Source organism: Novosphingobium ginsenosidimutans, from assembly GCF_007954425.1.
Taxonomy (GTDB): domain Bacteria; phylum Pseudomonadota; class Alphaproteobacteria; order Sphingomonadales; family Sphingomonadaceae; genus Novosphingobium; species Novosphingobium ginsenosidimutans.
Map to the genome: position 1 here is coordinate 2,050,089 of NZ_CP042345.1, position 18,737 is coordinate 2,068,825.

Annotated in this window: 17 protein-coding genes; 7 read left to right on the top strand and 10 right to left on the bottom strand. The window is 64.9% G+C overall.

The genetic code is table 11. The features are described 5' to 3' along the window. Genes FRF71_RS10195 through FRF71_RS10220 form a run of 6 tightly spaced genes read right to left on the bottom strand, consistent with a single transcriptional unit; the run spans position 1 to position 6,054 of the window. Entirely contained in the window at positions 1–294 is a 294-nt protein-coding gene (locus FRF71_RS10195) for a hypothetical protein (RefSeq protein WP_147090552.1), read from the bottom strand. A 31-nt stretch (positions 295–325) separates the two neighbouring features. Then, positions 326–2,245, bottom strand: a complete 1,920-nt coding sequence (locus FRF71_RS10200; RefSeq protein WP_147090553.1) for a TIR domain-containing protein — start codon at positions 2,243–2,245, stop codon at positions 326–328. 57 nt (positions 2,246–2,302) lie between these two features. Then, positions 2,303–2,818 (bottom strand): hypothetical protein, encoded by a 516-nt coding sequence (locus FRF71_RS10205; RefSeq protein WP_147090554.1) that lies wholly within the window; start codon positions 2,816–2,818, stop codon positions 2,303–2,305. Positions 2,819–2,875: 57 nt separating this feature from the next. Next, positions 2,876–3,595, bottom strand: coding sequence for a class I SAM-dependent methyltransferase (locus tag FRF71_RS10210; protein ID WP_147090555.1), 720 nt, complete (start codon positions 3,593–3,595; stop codon positions 2,876–2,878). Between the two features lie 35 nt (positions 3,596–3,630). After that, positions 3,631–5,259: an MFS transporter gene (locus FRF71_RS10215; RefSeq protein WP_147090556.1), complete on the bottom strand. Its 1,629-nt coding sequence runs from the start codon at positions 5,257–5,259 to the stop codon at positions 3,631–3,633. Between the two features lie 3 nt (positions 5,260–5,262). Beyond that, complete coding sequence (locus FRF71_RS10220) at positions 5,263–6,054, bottom strand: SDR family NAD(P)-dependent oxidoreductase (protein WP_238339178.1); 792 nt, start codon at positions 6,052–6,054, stop codon at positions 5,263–5,265. 84 nt (positions 6,055–6,138) lie between these two features. On the opposite strand from FRF71_RS10220, the gene cysD reads away from it, so the two are divergent. Genes cysD through FRF71_RS10235 form a run of 3 tightly spaced genes read left to right on the top strand, consistent with a single transcriptional unit; the run spans position 6,139 to position 9,679 of the window. Beyond that, positions 6,139–7,053, top strand: coding sequence for a sulfate adenylyltransferase subunit CysD (gene cysD, locus FRF71_RS10225; protein ID WP_147090557.1), 915 nt, complete (start codon positions 6,139–6,141; stop codon positions 7,051–7,053). Beyond that, positions 7,053–8,960, top strand: a complete 1,908-nt coding sequence (gene cysN / locus FRF71_RS10230) for a sulfate adenylyltransferase subunit CysN (RefSeq protein WP_147090558.1) — start codon at positions 7,053–7,055, stop codon at positions 8,958–8,960. The genes cysD and cysN overlap by 1 nt, the downstream gene beginning before the upstream one ends. Further along, a complete protein-coding gene (locus FRF71_RS10235) occupies positions 8,957–9,679 on the top strand; it encodes a 3'(2'),5'-bisphosphate nucleotidase CysQ (RefSeq protein WP_147090559.1) in 723 nt (240 codons plus the stop codon). The genes cysN and FRF71_RS10235 overlap by 4 nt, the downstream gene beginning before the upstream one ends. On the opposite strand, the gene FRF71_RS10240 is transcribed toward FRF71_RS10235, so the two are convergent. Next, positions 9,676–10,452, bottom strand: a complete 777-nt coding sequence (locus tag FRF71_RS10240; RefSeq protein ID WP_147090560.1) for an SDR family NAD(P)-dependent oxidoreductase — start codon at positions 10,450–10,452, stop codon at positions 9,676–9,678. The genes FRF71_RS10235 and FRF71_RS10240 overlap by 4 nt on opposite strands. A gap of 153 nt (positions 10,453–10,605) precedes the next feature. Between FRF71_RS10240 and FRF71_RS10245 the strand changes: the two genes are divergently transcribed. Both FRF71_RS10245 and FRF71_RS10250 read left to right on the top strand, forming a co-directional pair. Next, positions 10,606–11,394 (top strand): enoyl-CoA hydratase-related protein, encoded by a 789-nt coding sequence (locus FRF71_RS10245; RefSeq protein ID WP_147090561.1) that lies wholly within the window; start codon positions 10,606–10,608, stop codon positions 11,392–11,394. Next, positions 11,391–12,611 (top strand): alpha/beta fold hydrolase, encoded by a 1,221-nt coding sequence (locus tag FRF71_RS10250; protein ID WP_147090562.1) that lies wholly within the window; start codon positions 11,391–11,393, stop codon positions 12,609–12,611. The genes FRF71_RS10245 and FRF71_RS10250 overlap by 4 nt, the downstream gene beginning before the upstream one ends. Here FRF71_RS10250 and FRF71_RS10255 read toward each other — a convergent pair. From FRF71_RS10255 to radC, 3 genes are read right to left on the bottom strand one after another with little or no spacing between them, the layout of a single operon-like run. After that, on the bottom strand, positions 12,608–13,327 hold the full coding sequence (locus FRF71_RS10255; protein ID WP_147090563.1) for an NRDE family protein: 720 nt from the start codon (positions 13,325–13,327) through the stop codon (positions 12,608–12,610). The genes FRF71_RS10250 and FRF71_RS10255 overlap by 4 nt on opposite strands. A gap of 2 nt (positions 13,328–13,329) precedes the next feature. Further along, the gene (locus tag FRF71_RS10260) at positions 13,330–14,481 is read right to left on the bottom strand and encodes a CaiB/BaiF CoA transferase family protein (RefSeq protein WP_238339180.1); all 1,152 of its coding nucleotides are present in this window, start codon (positions 14,479–14,481) and stop codon (positions 13,330–13,332) included. A 28-nt stretch (positions 14,482–14,509) separates the two neighbouring features. After that, positions 14,510–15,205 carry a RadC family protein gene (gene radC, locus FRF71_RS10265; RefSeq protein ID WP_238339183.1) on the bottom strand — a complete coding sequence of 232 codons (696 nt, stop codon included), beginning with the start codon at positions 15,203–15,205 and terminating at the stop codon, positions 14,510–14,512. 60 nt (positions 15,206–15,265) lie between these two features. Here radC and FRF71_RS10270 point away from each other — a divergent pair, with 60 nt between their 5' ends. Continuing rightward, positions 15,266–18,448 carry an intermembrane phospholipid transport protein YdbH family protein gene (locus FRF71_RS10270; RefSeq protein WP_161597944.1) on the top strand — a complete coding sequence of 1,061 codons (3,183 nt, stop codon included), beginning with the start codon at positions 15,266–15,268 and terminating at the stop codon, positions 18,446–18,448. After that, positions 18,445–18,732 carry a YnbE family lipoprotein gene (locus FRF71_RS15790; protein WP_420359380.1) on the top strand — a complete coding sequence of 96 codons (288 nt, stop codon included), beginning with the start codon at positions 18,445–18,447 and terminating at the stop codon, positions 18,730–18,732. The genes FRF71_RS10270 and FRF71_RS15790 overlap by 4 nt, the downstream gene beginning before the upstream one ends. Positions 18,733–18,737: the final 5 nt, after the last annotated feature.

The following is an 18,737-nucleotide window of genomic DNA, read 5'->3' on the forward strand; positions in this document are numbered from 1 at the left end:
TCAGCGTTCGGTCGTGCTGCGATCGGTATTGGCCCGATCGGTGTTCGCACGGTCGGTATTTGCACGATCAGTGTTGGCCCGATCAGTATTCGCCCGATCAGCGCCATCGCCAGCCTTGGCCTCGTCGGTCGCCGTTGCCGCTGCATCGTCAGCAACTGTGCCCGTGGCTGCTTCGGTGGCGGCTGCTTCAGTAGACGCGGCTTCGGTGGCCGGTTCGGCTGGGGGCGCTTCGGCCTTCTGGCAGGCAGTCAGGCCCAGCAGAGCCACAGCCGCAGCGATGGTGAGTTTGCGCATTGTAATGTCCCCTCGGTTGCAGTGCGCAAAACTACGCATAGCCTAGCGTCTTAAGCAATCGCAAAAATTCGGGCATCTGGCGCAGCGGATCCAGGAATGGATCGTTGCGGATGAAGATCAGGCCGGCATCGTTCTGGGCCCGCGCTCGCTCCAGCGTGGCAAGCGCCTCGGCGGGTTTGTTCCACTGGGCCAGGACCTGAGCCTGCTGGTAAAGCGCAATATCGCCCAAATCGCTGACCAGGCGGCTATACAGCCGCTCCGCATCGGCCTGGCGGCCTTGCCGCAGGGCAACCACGGCCTGGCCGGGCAGGCCGACCACAAGCGATGGTTCGCGTTCAAATGCAGCCCGGGCTTCGTCCAGTCGGTTCAGGAACAGCAGGCAGGAACCCTTGACCGAATTGGCCGTGCCCATCCTAGGGTTCAGTTCCAGCGCCCGGTCGAGCGGGGCAAGCGCATCAGCATAGCGCCGCGCGGCATAAGCGACCTGGCCCTGTTGACGGTACGTGCGGGGATTGAGCCGGTCGAGCATTATGGCCCGATCCATCGCGCTGGCGGCTTCGTCAAAGCGGCCAGTACGGGCACAGAACAGTGCAAATCGGGTCAGCACGTCGGCATCGCCGGCGCCCAGCGCATAGGACTGGTCATAGGGTGCACGTGCAGCCTTCCAGTCCAGCAAGCCGCTGTGCAGCACGAAACCCAGCGCGGAAAAAGCCAGGGCCAGCTTCGGAGCCAGCTCGGTCGCACGCCGCGCCGCCGTGGTGGCTTCCTTGAACAGCGCCGGGCGCTGTGCGGCCGGGACATACTGGTTGGCGATTACCGCCAATGCCAGCGCCCGGTAGGCGTGGGCCGCGCCATACTTCGCATCGCGGGCAATTGCAGCTTCGAACTGTCCCAGTGCGGCACGATCAGTGGCTTCGTTGGCTGCCTGATCGAACAGGTCCTTGCCGCGCAGGAAGGAATCATAGGCGGCCACATCGGTAGTCCCGCCTAGTTCGGCCGACCTGCGCCTGCCCGGATTGGCCACCCGCGCAGTCAGCGCGGCGGCGACGGTTTCGGCAATCTCGTCCTGGACGGCGAAGACATTGGTCAACGGCCGCTCAAAGCTCTGGCTCCATTGGCTGAAGCCGGTGCGGCCATCGATCAGTTCGGCGGCGATGCGGACCGAATCCGCAGACTTTCGGACATTGCCGTCGAGCAGATAGGTGACGCCCAGCTTCCGCGACATCGTCTTGGCGTCTTCGGTCCGCTCACGGAACTGGTTGGACGAGGCTTGCGCGGCCACTTGCAGCAGGGAATTGCGGGCCAACTCGGCGCGCACTTCAGCGGCCAGACCATCGGAAAAATAGGTCTGTTCAGGATCGCCACTCATATTGGTAAAGGGTAGCACCGCGACGCTGTTCGCTTCCGCGCTGGAGCCCCCGATCAGTCCGCTCCACCAGGCAGCCCCCGCTCCGGCCAGTACCAGTCCGCCGCCGCCAACCAGCACCATGCGGCGGTCGACCTGTCGCGGTTTGGCCTCTGGCGTCGGTGGAGGCGCATCGTGGAGTGCGGCGACCGCCCGGATGATCCGCTCGCTTTCGGCCCGCAGTCGGCCCTTGGAAATGTCGATGAATTGGAACTGGCGAAAACCAAGGGGCGGCTCGGTTCCATCAAGCGAGAGCGGCACCAGCACACCCCGGTCGCGGCCGCTGGTCGCCTCATCGTGAACCCAGTGCGATTCTGCTGATGTCTGGGACCAAAGCACCACCACGGCCCGGGCCGTTTCAAGCGCCGTTGCGGTGGTGCGGGAGAACCGCTCTCCACCTCCGATCAGGCCATCCCACCAGACGGCAAACCCGGCTTGCTCCAGCAACTCGATAACCGGTAGCGCGCGTTTTTGGTCGGCACGCGAGTAGCTGACGAAAACGGTGCTCGGTTTGCCCCCCGCCCCGGTTGCCTGGCCTGATGTCATGGGGGGAGACTATACGCCGCCCCCCATAGCAACAAGGGTTTTCCCGTGCCGGAACGGTTAGCCGATGCCGTCGCGCGGGCTGGCGGCGTTGTGACCGCCGGCCTTGTAGAGCAAGTCTTGCAGAGCCTGGTCGGCCAGCTCGTCCTCAACGGTGACCACAACCGCGCCATCCTTCATCCGGCCGCTATAGTAATGGGCGTCCTCGTCGCTGATCCCGTGCTTGGTCAGGGTCTCGTTAAGCGTTCCGCCGATCGCGCCAATTGCCGCACCGATGCCCATTGCTTCAGGCACGGCTGAGGCGGCAATCGCGCCGGCGGCGGCCAGCGGGCCTACCCCCGGAATAGCCAAGGCTGCAACGCCCAGGCCCGCTCCCAGAGCGCCACCGCCCAGGATGCCGCGCAGGACATTGCGGTGTTCCTCGTCGGTGACGTCGCCATCAGCGTTGGTGGTAGTAGTCGTGCCGCCGTGGTGCGCAATTACGGAAAGGCGGGCGTCGTCAACGCCGAGGCGGCGCAGTTCGCTGACGGCGCGCTCGGCTTCGGCGTGGCTATCGAAAATGGCGGATGCGGGCATGTGTGCTCTCCTGGTTGAAGCAGGAGCAGCCAACCTGGATCTGCAGGCGCGGTTCCGTCAGGCGGGAGCGACCGTGGCGGTATTGCGGCGGATGAAGAATAGCCAGTTTGGCTTCTTGATGTTTGCCTTGTAGCTCTGGCGGAACGAGACCGAGACATTGTGCCCGAACCAGTCAGCGAGGACATAGGGCACGGCAACCGGGCGCACTCCGAACGGGTCCATCTCGCCAGCGGCAAGTGGGCTCTGCTCTTCGCTGTATTCGATCACGACCACCCCGCCGGGTCGGACCTGATCAAGCCAGGCCTCAAGCGCCACCTTGGGCTGCCACGACTGGTCGAGCGAGTTCGAATAGACGAAATCGAACTGGCCCTGCCATTCGGGATTCACATCGTGAAAGTCCCATTCGACCGAGTTGGGAAAGTCCCGCGCGCTGGGGGAAATGTCGGTGCCGATAACCGCGAACCCGGCGTGCTGGTCATTGAGGTGGTTCTGTTCGAATCCGTTGCGCGTGCCATGGCAGATGCCTGTGATCGGGCCCGCACCCAACAGTTCGCGAAGCGACGCGGCGAGCAGGTCCATCGTCCCGGCATCGGCCCAGACCCGGCCAAGCTTGCGGTAATTGTGATAAATTTGGACCTCGCGGTAATCCTCGTAGGACCGGTATTCATGGAGGTAAAAGTCGACGAAGGCCTTCGACTTCAGCAGATCGACAAACAGGAAGCGCAGCGCCTCGTTGAACTTCTGGACGATCGAATCAGTGATCTGGCGCAGACGCATTCGCGGGTTGTCCTCGGGTTGCGGCCGAGGCCGGCTTACTGGTCGATATTGCGCCGGAAAGTTTCCGGCAGGAAGAGCAGCCCGATCACGACAGTCGCCGCGGCGACCACGATCGGGTACCATAGCCCGTAGTAGATATCGCCCGTCGCCGCTACCATGGCAAAGGCGGTGGTTGGCAGGAAGCCGCCGAACCAGCCATTGCCGATGTGATAGGGCAGGCTCATCGAGGTATAGCGGATCCGGCTGGGGAACAGCTCCACCAGCAGTGCTGCGATCGGGCCGTAGACCATAGTCACGAGCAAGACGAGGTAGGTCAGGATCATGACTACCCTGGGCTTGTCGATCCTCGCCGGATCAGCCTTGCCCGGATAGCCGGCCTGTTCAAGCGCCGGGCCGATCTTGGCGATGTCTTCGGCGCCGGGGTGGATTACCAGCTCCTCAGCGCCTATCTTGACCACGGCCTGGGTTCCAGCGTCCGCCAGTTCGACGCTGGAATAGGGAATGCCGGCCTTGGCCAGCGCCGACTTGGCGATATCGCACCCGGTCTGGTCGAACTTCTGCTTGCCGACGGGATCGAACTGGAATGAGCAGGTCTCCGGCACGGCGCTAACCGTCACCGGTGCGCGCGCTTGGGCCTCTGTCAGCGCCGGGTTGGCGGCCTCGGACAGCGCATGGAACGCCGGAAAATAGGTCAGCGCGGCCAGTGCGCAGCCGACCAGAACAATGGGCTTGCGACCAATCCGGTCCGACAGCCAGCCAAAGAAGATAAAGAACGGCGTGCCGATCGCCAGCGCGATAGCGATCAGGATATTGGCCGTGGCACCATCAACCTTCAGCGTCTTTTCAAGGAAGAACAGCGCGTAGAACTGGCCGGTGTACCAGACCACCGCCTGGCCAGCGACGGCGCCCAGCAGCGCGATCAGCACCCATCTCCCGTTCCGCCACTGCCCGAAAGCCTCGGTCAGCGGAGCCTTGGAGGTGGTGCCTTCATCCTTCATCTTCTGGAAGACCGGGCTTTCCGCCAGCTGCATCCGGATCCACATCGAAACGGCCAGCAGCAGGATCGAGACCAGGAACGGCACCCGCCAGCCCCAGTCCTTGAACGCTTCTTCGCCCACCAGCATCCGGGTGCCGATCACCACCAGCAACGCCGCGAACAAGCCGAGCGTGGCCGTGGTCTGGATGAAGCTGGTATAGAGCCCGCGCTTCTCGTTGGGGGCATGTTCGGCCACATAGGTTGCCGCGCCGCCGTATTCGCCACCCAGCGCCAGCCCCTGGATCAGTCGCATCACGATCAGCAGCACCGGAGCGGCCACGCCGATCGCGGCATAGGACGGAAGCAGGCCAACCACGAATGTGGACAGACCCATCAGCCCCATGGTCACCAGGAAGGTATTCTTGCGCCCCACCAGATCGCCGATCCGCCCGAACACCAGCGCCCCGAACGGCCGCACGGCAAAGCCGGCGGCAAAGGCGGCCAAGGCGAAGATGAATCCGGTCGTTTCATTGACGCCCGAGAAGAACTGGGCGGAGATAACCGTCGCCAGCAGCCCATAGAGGTAGAAATCATACCATTCGAACACGGTGCCGAGCGACGAGGCGAGGATCACCTTGCGTTCGCTTTGGGTGGCGGCGTGGTGCTTGGGCAGGGCGGCTTCGCTCATGCGCTATTGCCCCCCGTCAACGCGGACCAGCGCGGCGGTGGTATAGGAACTATGCGGGCTGGCCAGCATCAGTGCGGCGGTGACGATTTCCTCCGGATAGCCCGGGCGGCCCATCGCGACAGGCTGCTTCACGCGCTTTTCCTCGGCCCAGGCTTCGGCGATGTCGGTCAGGAAGGGGCCGGGGGCGATCGTGTTGACCCGCACCTTGGGCGCATATTCGCGCGCCAGTGATACCGACATCTGATTTAGCGCGGCCTTAGCGCCGCCATAAGGCACCACTTGCGGCGCGGGCTGGAGCGAAGCGATCGAGCTGATGTTGATGATGCAGCCACCTTCGCCCTGGTTCATCCGGTGCGCGACCTGGCTGGCAAGCCGGAACGGCCCCTTGAAGTTGAGGTTCAGCACCGAATCGAACAGGCTTTCGGACATTTCGTGGCTGGGGCAGGCGGGTGACATCCCGGCATTGTTGACCAGAATGTCGATCCGCCCGAATTCGGCATAGACTGCCTCGACCAGGGCATCGCAATCGGCCCAGCGCCCCGCATGCATGGCAAAGGCCATGGCCCGGCGACCCAGCGCGCGGCATTCCTCCGCCACCTTTTCGCAGTTCTCCAGCTTGCGGCTGGCAATGATCACATCGGCGCCCCGCTGGGCAAAGGCCTTGACCATGTGGTAGCCTAGGCCCCGGCTGCCCCCGGTAACGAGCACGACCTTGCCGGTGAAATCGAACAGTGGATCCATCATCTGGCTTCTCTCTCCCTTGATCGGAAAGACTGCCCGGTTGTGGAGCGCCATGCAACCGGGCTGGCAAATGGCGATAGGCAGGGGCAAAGATGATCTTCGTTGCTAGGGCCCAGGGGCTCTGACAGGGGAGCCGGCATGACCAAGTCCCTGACTCACCTCGATCGGCTGGAGGCCGAGGCGATCCACATCATGCGCGAAGTGGTGGCCGAGGCCGAGCGGCCGGTAATGCTCTATTCGATCGGCAAGGACTCCGCGGTGATGCTGCATCTCGCGAAGAAGGCCTTCTATCCCGCGCCGCCGCCGTTCCCGCTGCTGCACGTCGACACTACCTGGAAGTTCCGCGACATGTACGGCCTGCGCCAGAAGGCGGCGGATGAAGCGGGCATGGAACTGCATGTCTGGCAGAACCCGGAAGCCAGGGAGCGCGGGATCAACCCGTTCGACCACGGTCCGCTTCATACTGACATGTGGAAGACCGAAGGGCTGAAGCAGGCGCTGGACCACTATGGTTTCGACGCGGCTTTTGGCGGCGCGCGGCGCGATGAGGAAAAGAGCCGGGCCAAGGAACGGATCTTCTCGTTCCGCACGGCCAGCCATGCCTGGGACCCTAAGAACCAGCGGCCCGAGCTGTGGAACCTCTACAACGCGCGCAAGCACAAGGGGGAGAGCATCCGGGTCTTCCCGATCTCCAACTGGACTGAGCTCGATATCTGGCAATACATCCAGCAGGAGGGGATAGAGATCGTCCCGCTCTATTTCGCCGCGCCGCGCCCGACCTATGAATGGGATGGGCAGCTGTTCATGGCCGATGACCTTGAGCGGCTTGAACGGGTGCTCGGCCGCAAGCTGCCCACCACCGAACGCTCGATCCGCTTCCGCACGCTTGGCTGCTTCCCGCTGACCGGCGCGGTGGAGAGCGAGGCGGCGACCCTGAGCGACGTAATCCGCGAAACGCTGCTGACCACCACGTCCGAACGGCAGGGCCGGGTGATCGACAAGGACGGCGGTGACGCCTCGATGGAGAAGAAGAAGCAGGAGGGGTACTTCTGATGACCCGTCCTGCCTACACCCCCGAAGCCGCAATTGCCGAGGATATCGAGGGCTACCTCGCCAGCCACCGCGACAAGGAGCTGCTGCGCTTCATCACCTGCGGCTCGGTTGATGACGGTAAGTCCACGCTGATCGGACGGCTGCTTTACGACAGCAAGATGATCTTCGACGATCAGCTTTCCGCGCTTGAAGCGGATTCGAAGCGGGTCGGCACGCAAGGGCAGGAGATCGATTTTGCCCTCCTCGTCGATGGCCTGGCCGCCGAGCGTGAGCAGGGCATTACGATCGACGTGGCCTACCGCTTCTTCACGACCGAAAAGCGCAAGTTCATCGTCGCCGACTGTCCGGGGCACGAACAGTACACCCGCAACATGGTCACCGGCGCGAGCACCGCCGACCTTGCCGTGATCCTGATCGATGCGCGCAAAGGCGTGCTGGTCCAGACCCGGCGGCATTCGTACCTGTGCAAGCTGCTGGGCATCCGCCACTTCGTGCTGGCAGTGAACAAGATGGACCTGGTCGATTACAGCCAGGACCGGTTCGACGAGATCGTGGCTGACTATCAGCGCTTCGCCGCTTCGATCGGCATCGATCATTTTGCGGCGATCCCGATCTCCGGATTCAAGGGCGACAATATCACGGCCCTGTCGGCGAATACGCCTTGGTTCAAGGGACCCGTGCTGATCGATCAGCTCGAAACCGTGTCACTTGACCGTGCGGCTGAGCAGGCTGCGCCGCTGCGGCTGCCGGTGCAGTGGGTCAATCGGCCCAACCTCGATTTCCGGGGCTTTGCCGGCCAGATCGCCAGCGGCACAGTGCGGCCGGGCGATGCGGTGCGGGTGCTGCCCTCGGGCCGGACGACTACGGTCAGCCGGGTCGTGACCCTTGGCGGGGACCTAGACCAGGCAGTCGCTGGCGAATCCGTTACCTTAACTTTCGCCGACGAGATCGACTGTTCGCGCGGCGATGTGATCGCGGCAGCCGATGCGCCGCCCGAAGTGGCCGACCAGTTCGAGGCGACGCTGGTCTGGATGGATGACCAGGCCTTAATCCCCGGCCGCGGCTATTGGCTCAAGCTTGGGACGCAGACTGTCTCTACGACGGTGCAGCAGCCAAAATATACGATCAACGTCAATACGTTGGAGCACCTTGCGGCCAAGACGCTTGAACTCAACGGCATCGGCGTGGCCGAACTGGCGACGGACAAGCCGATCGTGTTCGAAGCCTATGTCCAGTCCAAGGCGCTGGGCGGCTTCATCCTGATCGACAAGCTGACCAACCGCACGGTTGCGGCCGGCATGCTGAATTTCAGCTTGCGCCGCGCCCAGAATGTTCACTGGCAGCCGACCGACATTACGCGTGAGGATCACGCCGCGCTGAAGAACCAGAAGCCGCGCGTGCTGTGGTTCACCGGGCTGTCGGGATCGGGCAAGAGCACGATCGCCAATGCGGTCGAGAAGCGCTTGAACCTGATGAACCGCCACACCTTCCTGCTTGATGGCGACAATGTTCGTCATGGCCTCAACAAGGACCTGGGCTTTACCGAGGCGGACCGGATCGAGAACATCCGCCGCGTCGGCGAAGTGGCCAAGCTGATGGCCGATGCTGGACTGATCGTGCTGACTGCCTTCATCAGCCCGTTCCGCGCCGAACGCGACATGGTCCGCGCCATGCTGCCTGAGGGTGAGTTCATCGAGATCTTCGTCGACACGCCGCTCGAAGTGGCGGAGGCCCGCGACGTGAAGGGGCTCTACAAGAAGGCCCGCAGCGGCGCGCTCAAGAACTTCACCGGGGTCGACAGCCCCTATGAGCCGCCTGAGCATCCGGAGATCCGCGTGAACACGGTCGAGATGACAGTTGATGAAGCCGCGGATGCGATCATCCGCGCGATCCTGCCGCTCAAATGACCGACGCCGAACTCGCAACCGCGCTTGCCACGCAGGCCGGTGAATTGCTGATGGGGCTGGACCGGGCTGAACTGGGCTTCAAGATCGGGGCCGAAGGCGACCGGCTGGCCAATGCGCTGCTGGTCGAGGCGCTGCGGCGCGAGCGGCCGGATGATGGACTGCTGTCCGAAGAGGAAAAGGACAATCCGGAGCGACTTGCCAGGTCGCGCGTCTGGATCGTCGATCCGCTCGACGGCACCCGCGAATATGGCGAGAACCGCACTGACTGGGCGGTCCATGTCGCGCTGGCGGTCGATGGCGTGGCGACGGTCGGCGCAGTGGCGCTGCCGGGGCAGGGGGTGACCCTGTCGAGCGGCGCGCCGCTGCCGCTGCCACCGCTGCAGGACCCGCCGCGGATGTTGGTCAGCCGCACCCGCCCGCCACGCGAGGCGCTGGCCGTTGCCGAACTGCTGGGGGCGGAACTGGTGCCAATGGGCAGCGCCGGGGCCAAGGCCATGGCCGTGGTGTTGGGCCAGGCCGAAATCTATCTCCACAACGGCGGCCAGTACGAGTGGGACAATTGCGCGCCAGCCGCCGTGGCCCAGGCGCATGGTCTCCACGTCTCGCGGCTGGATGGCAGTCCGTTGGTCTATAACCAGGCCAACCCCTACCTGCCCGATCTGCTGATCTGCCGGCAGGAATGGGCCCAGCCGGTCTTTGAAGCGCTGGCGAAAATCTAGAGCAGCTGCCCGTCGTCGACCGTGAACGTGCTGCCGGTGACGTAGCGCGAGTGGTCCGAGCAGAGGTAGAGCAGCGGCACGTCCAGCGCCGGAATCTCGCACCAGCGGCGGCGGACGAAAGTGTTGAGCAGCAGTCCGCCCATATCGCTCTCCATCAGATCGCCGGTGATCTCGGTCGGGAAATAGCCGGGCTCGATCACGTTGACGTTGATCCCCTTGCGCGCCCATTCGCGCGCCATCAGCTTGCCCATCTGGGTCACCCCGGCCTTGGTCGCCGAATAGGGGGTAGAGCCGGGGAAAGCCTTCTTGGAAGTGATCGAGCCGATGATCACTACCCGGCCGTGTTCCTTTTCGGCGCTGCCCGCCGCGATCAGCCGCTTGGCCCCTTCGCGCACGGTCAGGAAGGGGCCGCGCAGGTTGGTGGCGACCACATTATCGAACGAATCCATGTCGACCTTCAGCGCGATCTGGTCATCCGCGACGCCCGCATTGGCGACGATCGTATCGACCGTGCCAAAGGCCGCTTCGGCAGCGTCATAGGCGGCGATAGTGGCGGCTTCGTCGGCGACGTCGAGCGATACGGCGAGGGCCTTGCCGCCCGCAGCCTTGATCTCGGCCTCCAGCGCGGCCAGCCGGTCTGCCCGGCGCGCGCCCATCACTACGGCCGCGCCAGCAGCTGCCAGCAGGCGCGAGAAATGTGCGCCAAAGCCCGAGGACGCGCCGGTCACCAGCGCTACGCGGCCGGTCAGATCGAACTGGGGGACAGAGGTCATGCGGCAAGCTCCTGAAGTTTGTGGTGCGATAGCCGCAGGAGATTGCCCTTGTCGATAATTGCGGGCATATGTCCACCGCTGGACAGAGATAATTGAGAGGACCGCCCTTGTCCGGGCTTGCTCCCGGTCAAACGGCGCTGCATCGGAGCGGACATGGAGAACATCCGGATCGACAGGGCAGGCGGCGTGACTACGGTCACCCTGGCGCGCCCGGCATCGCTCAATGCGATCACGCCCGACATGCATGATGAGCTGGAGGCGGCCTTCAACGCCTTTGCCGCCGATCCCGCGCAGGAGATCTGCGTGATCACGGGGGAGGGGCGGGGCTTTTGCGCCGGGTCCGACCTTAAGGCCGTCGCAGCGAGCGGGCACCGTTCCTACCCGGCGCATGGCTATGCCGGGCTGATCGAACGGTTCGATTGCCCCAAGCCGTTCATCGCGGCCGTCAACGGCGTGGCCATGGGCGGCGGGTTCGAGATTGCGCTGGCCTGCGATCTGATCATCGCTGCCGAGAGCGCCAGCTTTGCCTTGCCGGAGCCGCTCGTCGGCGCCGTGGCGCTGGGCGGCGGGCTGCACCGGCTGGCGCGGCAGATCGGGATGAAGCCGGCGATGGGCATGATCCTGACCGGTAAGCGTGCTTCGGCGGCGGAAGGCTTGGCGCTGGGCTTCGTCAACGAAGTCGTGCCCGATGCAGAGCTGCTGGATGTTACGCGCCGCTGGTGCGGTGAGATCCTCAAGTGCTCGCCGATGTCGGTCCGCGCTTCGAAGGAAACCGTGCTGCGCGGGCTTGAAGAGCCAAGCCTGGCCGCGGCCATGTCTGGCCAGGAACACTATCCCGCCTTTGCCGCCTGGCGCAGCAGCGACGATGCCCGCGAAGGCCCGCGCGCCTTTGCCGAAAAACGCCCGCCCCGTTGGCAGGGCCGAACCGGAGACCCGCAATGACAATCCTGACCTTCAAGGGCTTCGGCGGCGTCCGGCTTGAGGCCGAAGCGATCGGCGACGAGAATGATCCGACCATCCTGCTAGTCCACGGCGCCGGCCAGACCCGCAGCGAATGGAGCACCGTGGCCGAAGCCCTGGTCCAGGCGGGGCGCCGCGTCGTTTCGCTCGATCTGCGCGGCCATGGCGGCAGCGAGTGGCCGGAGAGCGGGCGCTATGACCTGGAATCCCATATCGAGGACCTGCGCGCTGTCCTCGCCCAGCTCGGCACGCGGCCGGTGGTCGTCACCTCAACCAGCAGCGGCTGGATCGCAACGGTCGCGCTTGCAACCGATGCGGCGAACCTCGCGGCCGGTCTGGTGCTGGTGGACATGCCAGCGCGGCGCGATCCGGGGTTGGCCAAGGCGATTGCGGAGCGGCTGGCGGCGCTGCGCGGGCATGACCAGAAGCTGTGGGATGAGCGGGTGCTTGGCCAGATCGACCTTGACGATCTGGAGAACCGCCTGGCCGAGGCCGCACCCAAGCTCAACCTGCCGACCCTGGTCGTGCGTGGCGGCCTGCCGTGGATGGAGCGCTCCCCCGCTAGCGCGGCCTTCGACGCGGCGCTGCCCAATGCCGAAAGCGTCGAGGTGGCCGATGCCGACCTGCTGGTCGTGACCGACCGGACCGAGGCGTTCCTCTCGCACCTGCTCGATTTCCTGGACCGCAAGCAACCGCGCGCCGCGCCGGAATTCCGCGCCGGATCGGATGCCCGCACCCTGCGCGATGCGATGGGCTGTTTTGCCACCGGCATCACTATCATCACCTCGCGCGACGGGGATGGCACGCCGATCGGCCTCACCGCCAACAGCTTCACCTCGCTTTCGCTCGATCCGCCGCTGCTGCTGGTCTGCGTGGCCAATACGGCCGGTTCGGCGCCCGTGCTGCGCGAGGCCGAGCACTTTGCGGTCAACATGCTGCAAGTCAGCCAGCAGGCCACCTCCAACCGCTTTGCCGGCAAGGGCGAGGACCGCTTCGCCGCCACTGCCTGGACCGAAGGCGAAACCGGCATGCCGCTGATCGACGGGGCGCTGGGCGCCTTCGAGTGCAAGCGCCATGCGATCCACGATGGCGGCGATCACTTCATCCTGGTTGGCGAAGTGGTCCGCGCCCAGTTCGAACCGCGCCGCGATCCTTTGCTGTACTTCCGCGGCAAGTACCGCCGCTTGCACTTCGCCTAGGGCCAGAGAAATTCGAGCGCGGTTTCACCGCATTTTTCGCCATCGGCACTGAAGCGGCGCTCAATGATCGTGCCATGCCCGGCAGCATCAACCAGAACGACGGTTGAGCAGCGCGTTCCGTAAGTTGCGTTGCGGATGAACACCGGGCTAAAGGGCGATGTTGGGCCTTCGCTGTCGACCTCGGGCGGGAGCTCGGTCTCGTCGGCCAGTGCGGCGAAAAGACCGGCAGGATCATCGCTCCCCGCTGTCAGCCAATCGCCCAGCGCACCAGTCAACCGCTGGGTTTTCTGCCAAGGCTGATCGAAGTGCCCGTTGGAAACCCCGTGCAGGCCCTGCGCAAGGGCCTGGGAGCCGGCTTGCGGCTGGTTGGTGACATGACTGGCCCCGCCCGGTCCTATCCGCAGCAAGTGGAACGGGTTCAGCCTTGCACCATCGGGATCCGGCCGGTCCAGCAGCCAGTCCACTACCAACCCGCCGCGCGAGGCCAGGCCTGGCTTGGGGTAACCCGGCAGCCGGAAGTTCGTAACCAGTGCAAGCCGCCCGGCCTCGTTCAGTCCGAGCCAGGTCCCGCCTGCCTCCAGATCGCGCCCGGCGATTACCCCATTGTCCCAGCGAGCCAGCGGCGCGGTTGGGCGCGCGTGAAACTCGTCGCGGTTGGCTGTCACGACCAACCGCCAACGCGGATGCGCGGCCCAGGAAAGAGCGGCGACGCACATGGTCAGTCGGCCTTGCCGTCCAGCTTTCGGCGGATCGCCTGACCGTCTTGGTCGAGCCGCGGCGGCGCACGGCGCTTGGTTTTGGGCATCGCGCCAAACCGGACCGGTTGGCCGATCTCGTGATAGGTACCTTCAGTGGGGTGCTCGCGCTGCCGGAACAGGCCAACCGCGTTAAGATGTTCGTCTGCCAGCACGCCGGCAATGTCGTTGACCGGCTGGGCTGGAATCTGCGCGGCATGACAGGCCTTGAGCAGATGGGCCGTGGTGAAATTCGGGGTCAGTTCGGCCATATGACGATAGAGTTCGGGCATGGCGGCAGCACGATTGGCCGGCCCTTCAAAGCGCGGGTCCATGATATAGTCTGGCTCACCCAGGATCGCGAAGATCACGTCCCAGGACTCATAGGTATAGGCGACGATCACGATATATCCGTCCGCGGTCCGGAACGGCTGGCGTTCCGGGTCGAGCTGGCGGGCATAGCCGGGCGGGCCGACCGGCGGATCGAAGGTCAGTCCGCCCAGATGCTCGTTCATCATGAAGCTGGCAAAGGATTCGAGCATTGGCACTTCAACCTTCTGCCCTTCGCCAGTCCGCTCGCGGTGGAACAATGCGGCCATTGTCGCATAAGCCGCGTGGAGGCCGGAGACCTTGTCGGCAATCAGCGATGGCATGAAGCGCGGCTGCGGATTGCCATCGACCAGTGGCAGCAAGCTGGTGACCCCGCCTGCCGCTTGGATCACATCGTCATAGGCCTGCAGATCAGCATAGGGGCCGTCCTGGCCAAAGCCGACGCAGTGAACATAGACGATGTCCGGCCGGATCGCCTTGACGGCCTCGTAGTCCAACCCAAGCCGCTCCAGCGCCTTGCCACGGACATTGGCGACAAACACGTCGGCATCGGCCAGCAGCGCCTTGATCACGGCATTGTCTTCCGGCTGCTTCAGGTCGAGCGTGATCGACTGCTTGCCGTGATTGAAGCCAAAGAAGATCGGCGCCATGCCTTTGGTCTTGGCGCTCTTTGCCGCCCAGCGCAGCACGTCGCCGCTGGGGGTTTCCACCTTGATCACCTCGGCCCCCAGATCGGCCAGGATCTGGGTGCAATAGGGGCCGAAGACCACGGTGGTCAGATCGACGACCTTGACGCCCGTCAGCATCGGTAGAGCAGCATTCTCAGGCATCGCTTCAAACAAGTCCCTTGGCGCGCAGACTGGTATGGCCGTGACGGCCGACGATCACGTGGTCATGGACCACGATCCCGAGTAGCCGCCCGGCTTCGGCGATGCGATTGGTGATTTGGATATCTGCGCGGCTCGGCTCGGGTGAGCCGGACGGGTGGTTGTGGACCAGGATCAGCGCCGCTGCCCCGACATCAAGCGCTCGCTTGACCACATTGCGCGGGTGGATCGCCGCCTCATCGAGCGCGCCCTCGCTTTCCAGATGATCGAGTATCAGCCTGTTGCGGGTGTCGAGATAGAGCACCCGCACCCGCTCATGCGTGAGGTGCGCCATGTCGATCGTCAGGTAGTCGATCAGGGTCTGCCAGCTGGCCAGCACCGGCGCCTCGGACAGCTCGGCGCGGGCGAGGCGGCGGGCGCCGAGCGCCACGATCTTCAGCGCCGCCGCGCTGGTTTCACCCATGCCGGGATGCAGTGCCAAGGCCTTGGCATCGGCATTGAGCACGCCGGCCAGGCTGCCGAACCGCGCAAGCAGGCTTTTGGCCAGCGGCTTCACATCCTTGCGCGGGATCGCCAGCATGAGCAGGTATTCGATGACCTCGTGATCGGCGAGCGCCTCGGCCCCGCCACCCAGCAGCCGCGCGCGCAGCCGGGCCCGGTGGCCGGTACCGTGATGCGGTTCGGCGGACTCTTCGTCGCTCACGCCATCTCCCTTTGTCGATGCTGCATTGCCTTTCGCTGCCCGAACGCGCAAGCAGGAACGATGCCGACGGCCGAGGACGAACTACCGGAAAATGCGGCGGAAGCTGCCCCGGCGTCCAGAACCCGGCGCCGGCCCCTGATCCTGACAATTGTTCTTGCCGTGCTTGCCCTTGGCCTCGTCGCGCTCTGGCTGCAGCGCGAGAACCTGGCCCACCGAATCATCGGCAAGCAGCTTGAACAGTATAGTCTCCCGGCCACCTATAAGCTGGAGAAGGTAGGGCCGCTAACCCAGGTGATCAGCGGCGTAGTCGTCGGCGATCCAGCTCAGCCGGACTTCACCGCCGAGCGAGTGGAGATCCATATCGTCCCAACATTGGGCCTGCCCACCATCGGCTCGGTCCGGCTCGTCAAGCCACGGCTCTACGGATCTTACAAGGCCGGGAAACTCAGCTTCGGCAGTCTCGACAAGGTGCTGTTCGCGCCTGGCCCCCAACGCGCGCCGGGGCTGCCGGACTTCGACTTGCGGCTGGAAGATGGCCGCGCGCGGATCGACTCCGACTATGGCCCCATAGGGATCAAGGCAGAGGGGCGCGGGAACCTGCGCAAGGCCTTTGCCGGGGAGCTGGCGGCAATCGCGCCCGAATTGCGGCTGGACGGCTGTCGGCTCACGAATGTCAGCGCCTTTGGCAAGGTGATGAGCGATGCCGGCGTGCCGCAGTTCAGCGGTCCGCTGCGGCTGGGCGGGGCCCGGTGCAGCGATCTGGCAATTGGCCAACTGGCACTGCAGGCGGAGCTCAAGGCGCCAGCCGATCTTTCCAGCCTGACCGCCAGTGGCAAACTGGCGGGCGGCCCGCTTGACTGGGCAGGGCAACGGGTCGCCCGGCTCGGCGGAGACCTTGCACTCTCGGCCAGTGCCACGGCGCTAGCGGCAAGATACGACCTGCAGGCGAGCGACCTGAGCGGGCAGCTCGCAGCGCGCAGGCTGACGCTTGCTGGTTCAGCCCGCAGTCGCGGCACACTGGGGCGCTTCGAGGGCGAGGGGCAGTTTGGCGGCCAGGGGCTGCGACCGGGACCGGCACTGGAACGCATGCTTGTCGAGCTGGAGCAGTCCGCCGCAGGAACCTTGGGCGCGCCGCTATTGGCCAGGCTTCGTGCCGGGCTGCGCCGTGAAGGGGCTGACAGCCGGCTCGCTGCTGAGTTCACGCTCCGCCGCAACGGCGATCTGACCAGCCTGATCGTGCCCGAGTTGGAGCTAACCGGCACCAGCGGGCAGGATCTGCTGGTCCTATCGCGCGGGCAACTTTCCTTGGGCGGGCGGGGCGGCCTGCGGATGACCGGCAACCTGCGCACGGGCGGGCAGGGCTTGCCGCGCTTGTCGGGCCAGGTCGAACGTCGACCCGGCGGCGTGATTGAGGCGCGGCTGGCAATGGCGGAATACCGCGACGGCGATGCTGCCGTCGCCTTGCCGCAACTGATCGTGGTCCGCCGCGCCGACGGCGGGACCGGGCTGGCGGGCCGGGCCACAGTTTCCGGCGCGCTGCCGGGGGGCAGGGTTGATGGGCTGATCCTGCCGGTCGACGGCAACTGGTCGTCGCGTCGGGGCCTGGCCCTGTGGCGTGGCTGCACGCCGCTGCGGTTTGACACTTTGCGTTATGCCAGTCTGACGCTTGACGCCAAGGCGCTGACGCTGTGCCCGGCGCCCGGTCGCGCAATCCTGACCAGCAATGCGGCCGGCACCCGCTTCGCCGCCGGGGTCCCACGGCTGGCGCTGTCGGGCCGGCTTGGCCAGACCCCGATCCTGCTCAATTCCGCCGCGGTCGGGTTCGCCTGGCCGGGTGCGCTGGTGGCGCGCAATGTCGATGTTGCGTTAGGCCAGATCAGCGCTGCGAACCGGTTCACCATCGCGTCGCTCACGGGTCGCCTCGGCGATGTCCAGTCAGGCACGTTCGCCGGGGCTGAGGCCCGCCTGGCCGCCGTGCCGCTCGACATTCTCGCTGCCAGTGGAACCTGGCGCTATGCCGATGGCAGGCTCAGCCTGGGCGAGGGACTGTTCCGGCTTGAGGATCGGCAGGTCGATGACCGCTTCCGCCCCGTCATCGCTCGGGACGCCACGCTGACGCTTGAGAACAACCGCATCGCCGCCTTCGCCGCGCTGCGCGAACCTCAGTCCGACCGAGTGGTGACCGAGGCGATCATTGCCCATGACCTTACGAGCGGGCGCGGCCATGCCGATCTCGCGGTTCGCAACTTGGTCTTTGACGAAAAGCTCCAACCCGACACGCTAACCTACCTGGCGCTGGGTGTGATTGCCAATGCCGAGGGCCTGGTCAACGGGGCTGGCCGGATCGACTGGACCAGCGACGGCGTGACCTCGACCGGGCGCTTCACGACCGACAAGTTCAATTTCGCGGCCGCGTTTGGCCCGGTTGACGGGGTCAGCGGCACGGTTGAATTCACCGATCTGCTGGGACTGGTGACCGCGCCCAACCAACGGCTCAAAATCGCCTCGATCAATCCCGGGATCGAGGTTTTCGAAGGCGAGCTGAGTTTCCAGCTGGAACCTGATGGCCTGTTGGTGGTCAATGGCGCCGAATGGCCATTCGTTGATGGCGAGCTGCACCTTTTGCCAACCCGGTTGACGCTGGGCGCTGCCGAACAGCGGCGCTTTACGCTGAAGGTGGTGGGGGCCGATGCCGCCCAGTTCGTCCAGCAGCTTGAAATGTCGAACATGGCGGCTCGAGGAGTCTTCGATGGCGAGCTGCCGCTGGTGTTCGACGAGGATGGCGGGCGGATCGAAGGCGGACTGCTGGTTGCCCGCGCGCCGGGCGGGAACCTGTCTTACATTGGTGCGCTGACCTACAAGGACATGGGCGCGATGGCCAATTTCGCCTTCCAGTCGCTGCGCTCGCTCGATTTCAAGGGCATGACGATCGGGCTCGACGGCGAACTTGATGGCGAAATCTTCACGCGCCTGCGAATTGACGGGGTGACGCAGGGCGAGGGAGCCAAGCGCAACTTCGTCACGCGGGAGGTGGGGCGCTTGCCGATCCGCTTCAACATCAACATCCGCGCGCCGTTCCAGCGGCTGCTGCATTCGTTCCGCTCGCTTTACGACCCGACCTATGTCCGCGATCCGCGCGAGTTGGGGCTGGTTGACAAGGATGGCAAGCCGATAACCCAGCCTGTAATTCCCCCACCGTTACCTCCCGATATTCAGCCCCCAGACAGCAGGAAAGTGCCATGAAGCCACAACAATTGACCAAGCCGGTCCGGGCTGCGACAAGTTCCGCGATGGAACAAGGGGCATCACGGCAGGGGCGGTCAGGGCTGTTCGGAATGGTCCGGACTGCCGGAATGAAAGGATTGATGCTGATTAGCGGAGCGATGACGCTGGCGGGCTGCATTTCGGTAAATGCGCCGGACAAGCCGATCGTCATCGAGCTGAATATCAATATCAAGCAGGAGGTTGTCTATCGTCTCGCGGCCGATGCCGGGAACACGATCAAGGACAATCCCAATATCTTCTAAGGACC

Bases quoted from the DNA above. Each gene is read 5' to 3' on its own strand.
- FRF71_RS10195 (WP_147090552.1), bottom strand. From the start codon at position 294: ATGCGCAAACTCACCATCGCTGCGGCTGTGGCTCTGCTGGGCCTGACT.
- FRF71_RS10200 (WP_147090553.1), bottom strand. From the start codon at position 2,245: ATGACATCAGGCCAGGCAACCGGGGCGGGGGGCAAACCGAGCACCGTT.
- FRF71_RS10205 (WP_147090554.1), bottom strand. From the start codon at position 2,818: ATGCCCGCATCCGCCATTTTCGATAGCCACGCCGAAGCCGAGCGCGCC.
- FRF71_RS10210 (WP_147090555.1), bottom strand. From the start codon at position 3,595: ATGCGTCTGCGCCAGATCACTGATTCGATCGTCCAGAAGTTCAACGAG.
- FRF71_RS10215 (WP_147090556.1), bottom strand. From the start codon at position 5,259: ATGAGCGAAGCCGCCCTGCCCAAGCACCACGCCGCCACCCAAAGCGAA.
- FRF71_RS10220 (WP_238339178.1), bottom strand. From the start codon at position 6,054: ATGGCGCTCCACAACCGGGCAGTCTTTCCGATCAAGGGAGAGAGAAGC.
- cysD (WP_147090557.1), top strand. From the start codon at position 6,139: ATGACCAAGTCCCTGACTCACCTCGATCGGCTGGAGGCCGAGGCGATC.
- cysN (WP_147090558.1), top strand. From the start codon at position 7,053: ATGACCCGTCCTGCCTACACCCCCGAAGCCGCAATTGCCGAGGATATC.
- FRF71_RS10235 (WP_147090559.1), top strand. From the start codon at position 8,957: ATGACCGACGCCGAACTCGCAACCGCGCTTGCCACGCAGGCCGGTGAA.
- FRF71_RS10240 (WP_147090560.1), bottom strand. From the start codon at position 10,452: ATGACCTCTGTCCCCCAGTTCGATCTGACCGGCCGCGTAGCGCTGGTG.
- FRF71_RS10245 (WP_147090561.1), top strand. From the start codon at position 10,606: ATGGAGAACATCCGGATCGACAGGGCAGGCGGCGTGACTACGGTCACC.
- FRF71_RS10250 (WP_147090562.1), top strand. From the start codon at position 11,391: ATGACAATCCTGACCTTCAAGGGCTTCGGCGGCGTCCGGCTTGAGGCC.
- FRF71_RS10255 (WP_147090563.1), bottom strand. From the start codon at position 13,327: ATGTGCGTCGCCGCTCTTTCCTGGGCCGCGCATCCGCGTTGGCGGTTG.
- FRF71_RS10260 (WP_238339180.1), bottom strand. From the start codon at position 14,481: ATGCTGACGGGCGTCAAGGTCGTCGATCTGACCACCGTGGTCTTCGGC.
- FRF71_RS10270 (WP_161597944.1), top strand. From the start codon at position 15,266: ATGCCGACGGCCGAGGACGAACTACCGGAAAATGCGGCGGAAGCTGCC.
- FRF71_RS15790 (WP_420359380.1), top strand. From the start codon at position 18,445: ATGAAGCCACAACAATTGACCAAGCCGGTCCGGGCTGCGACAAGTTCC.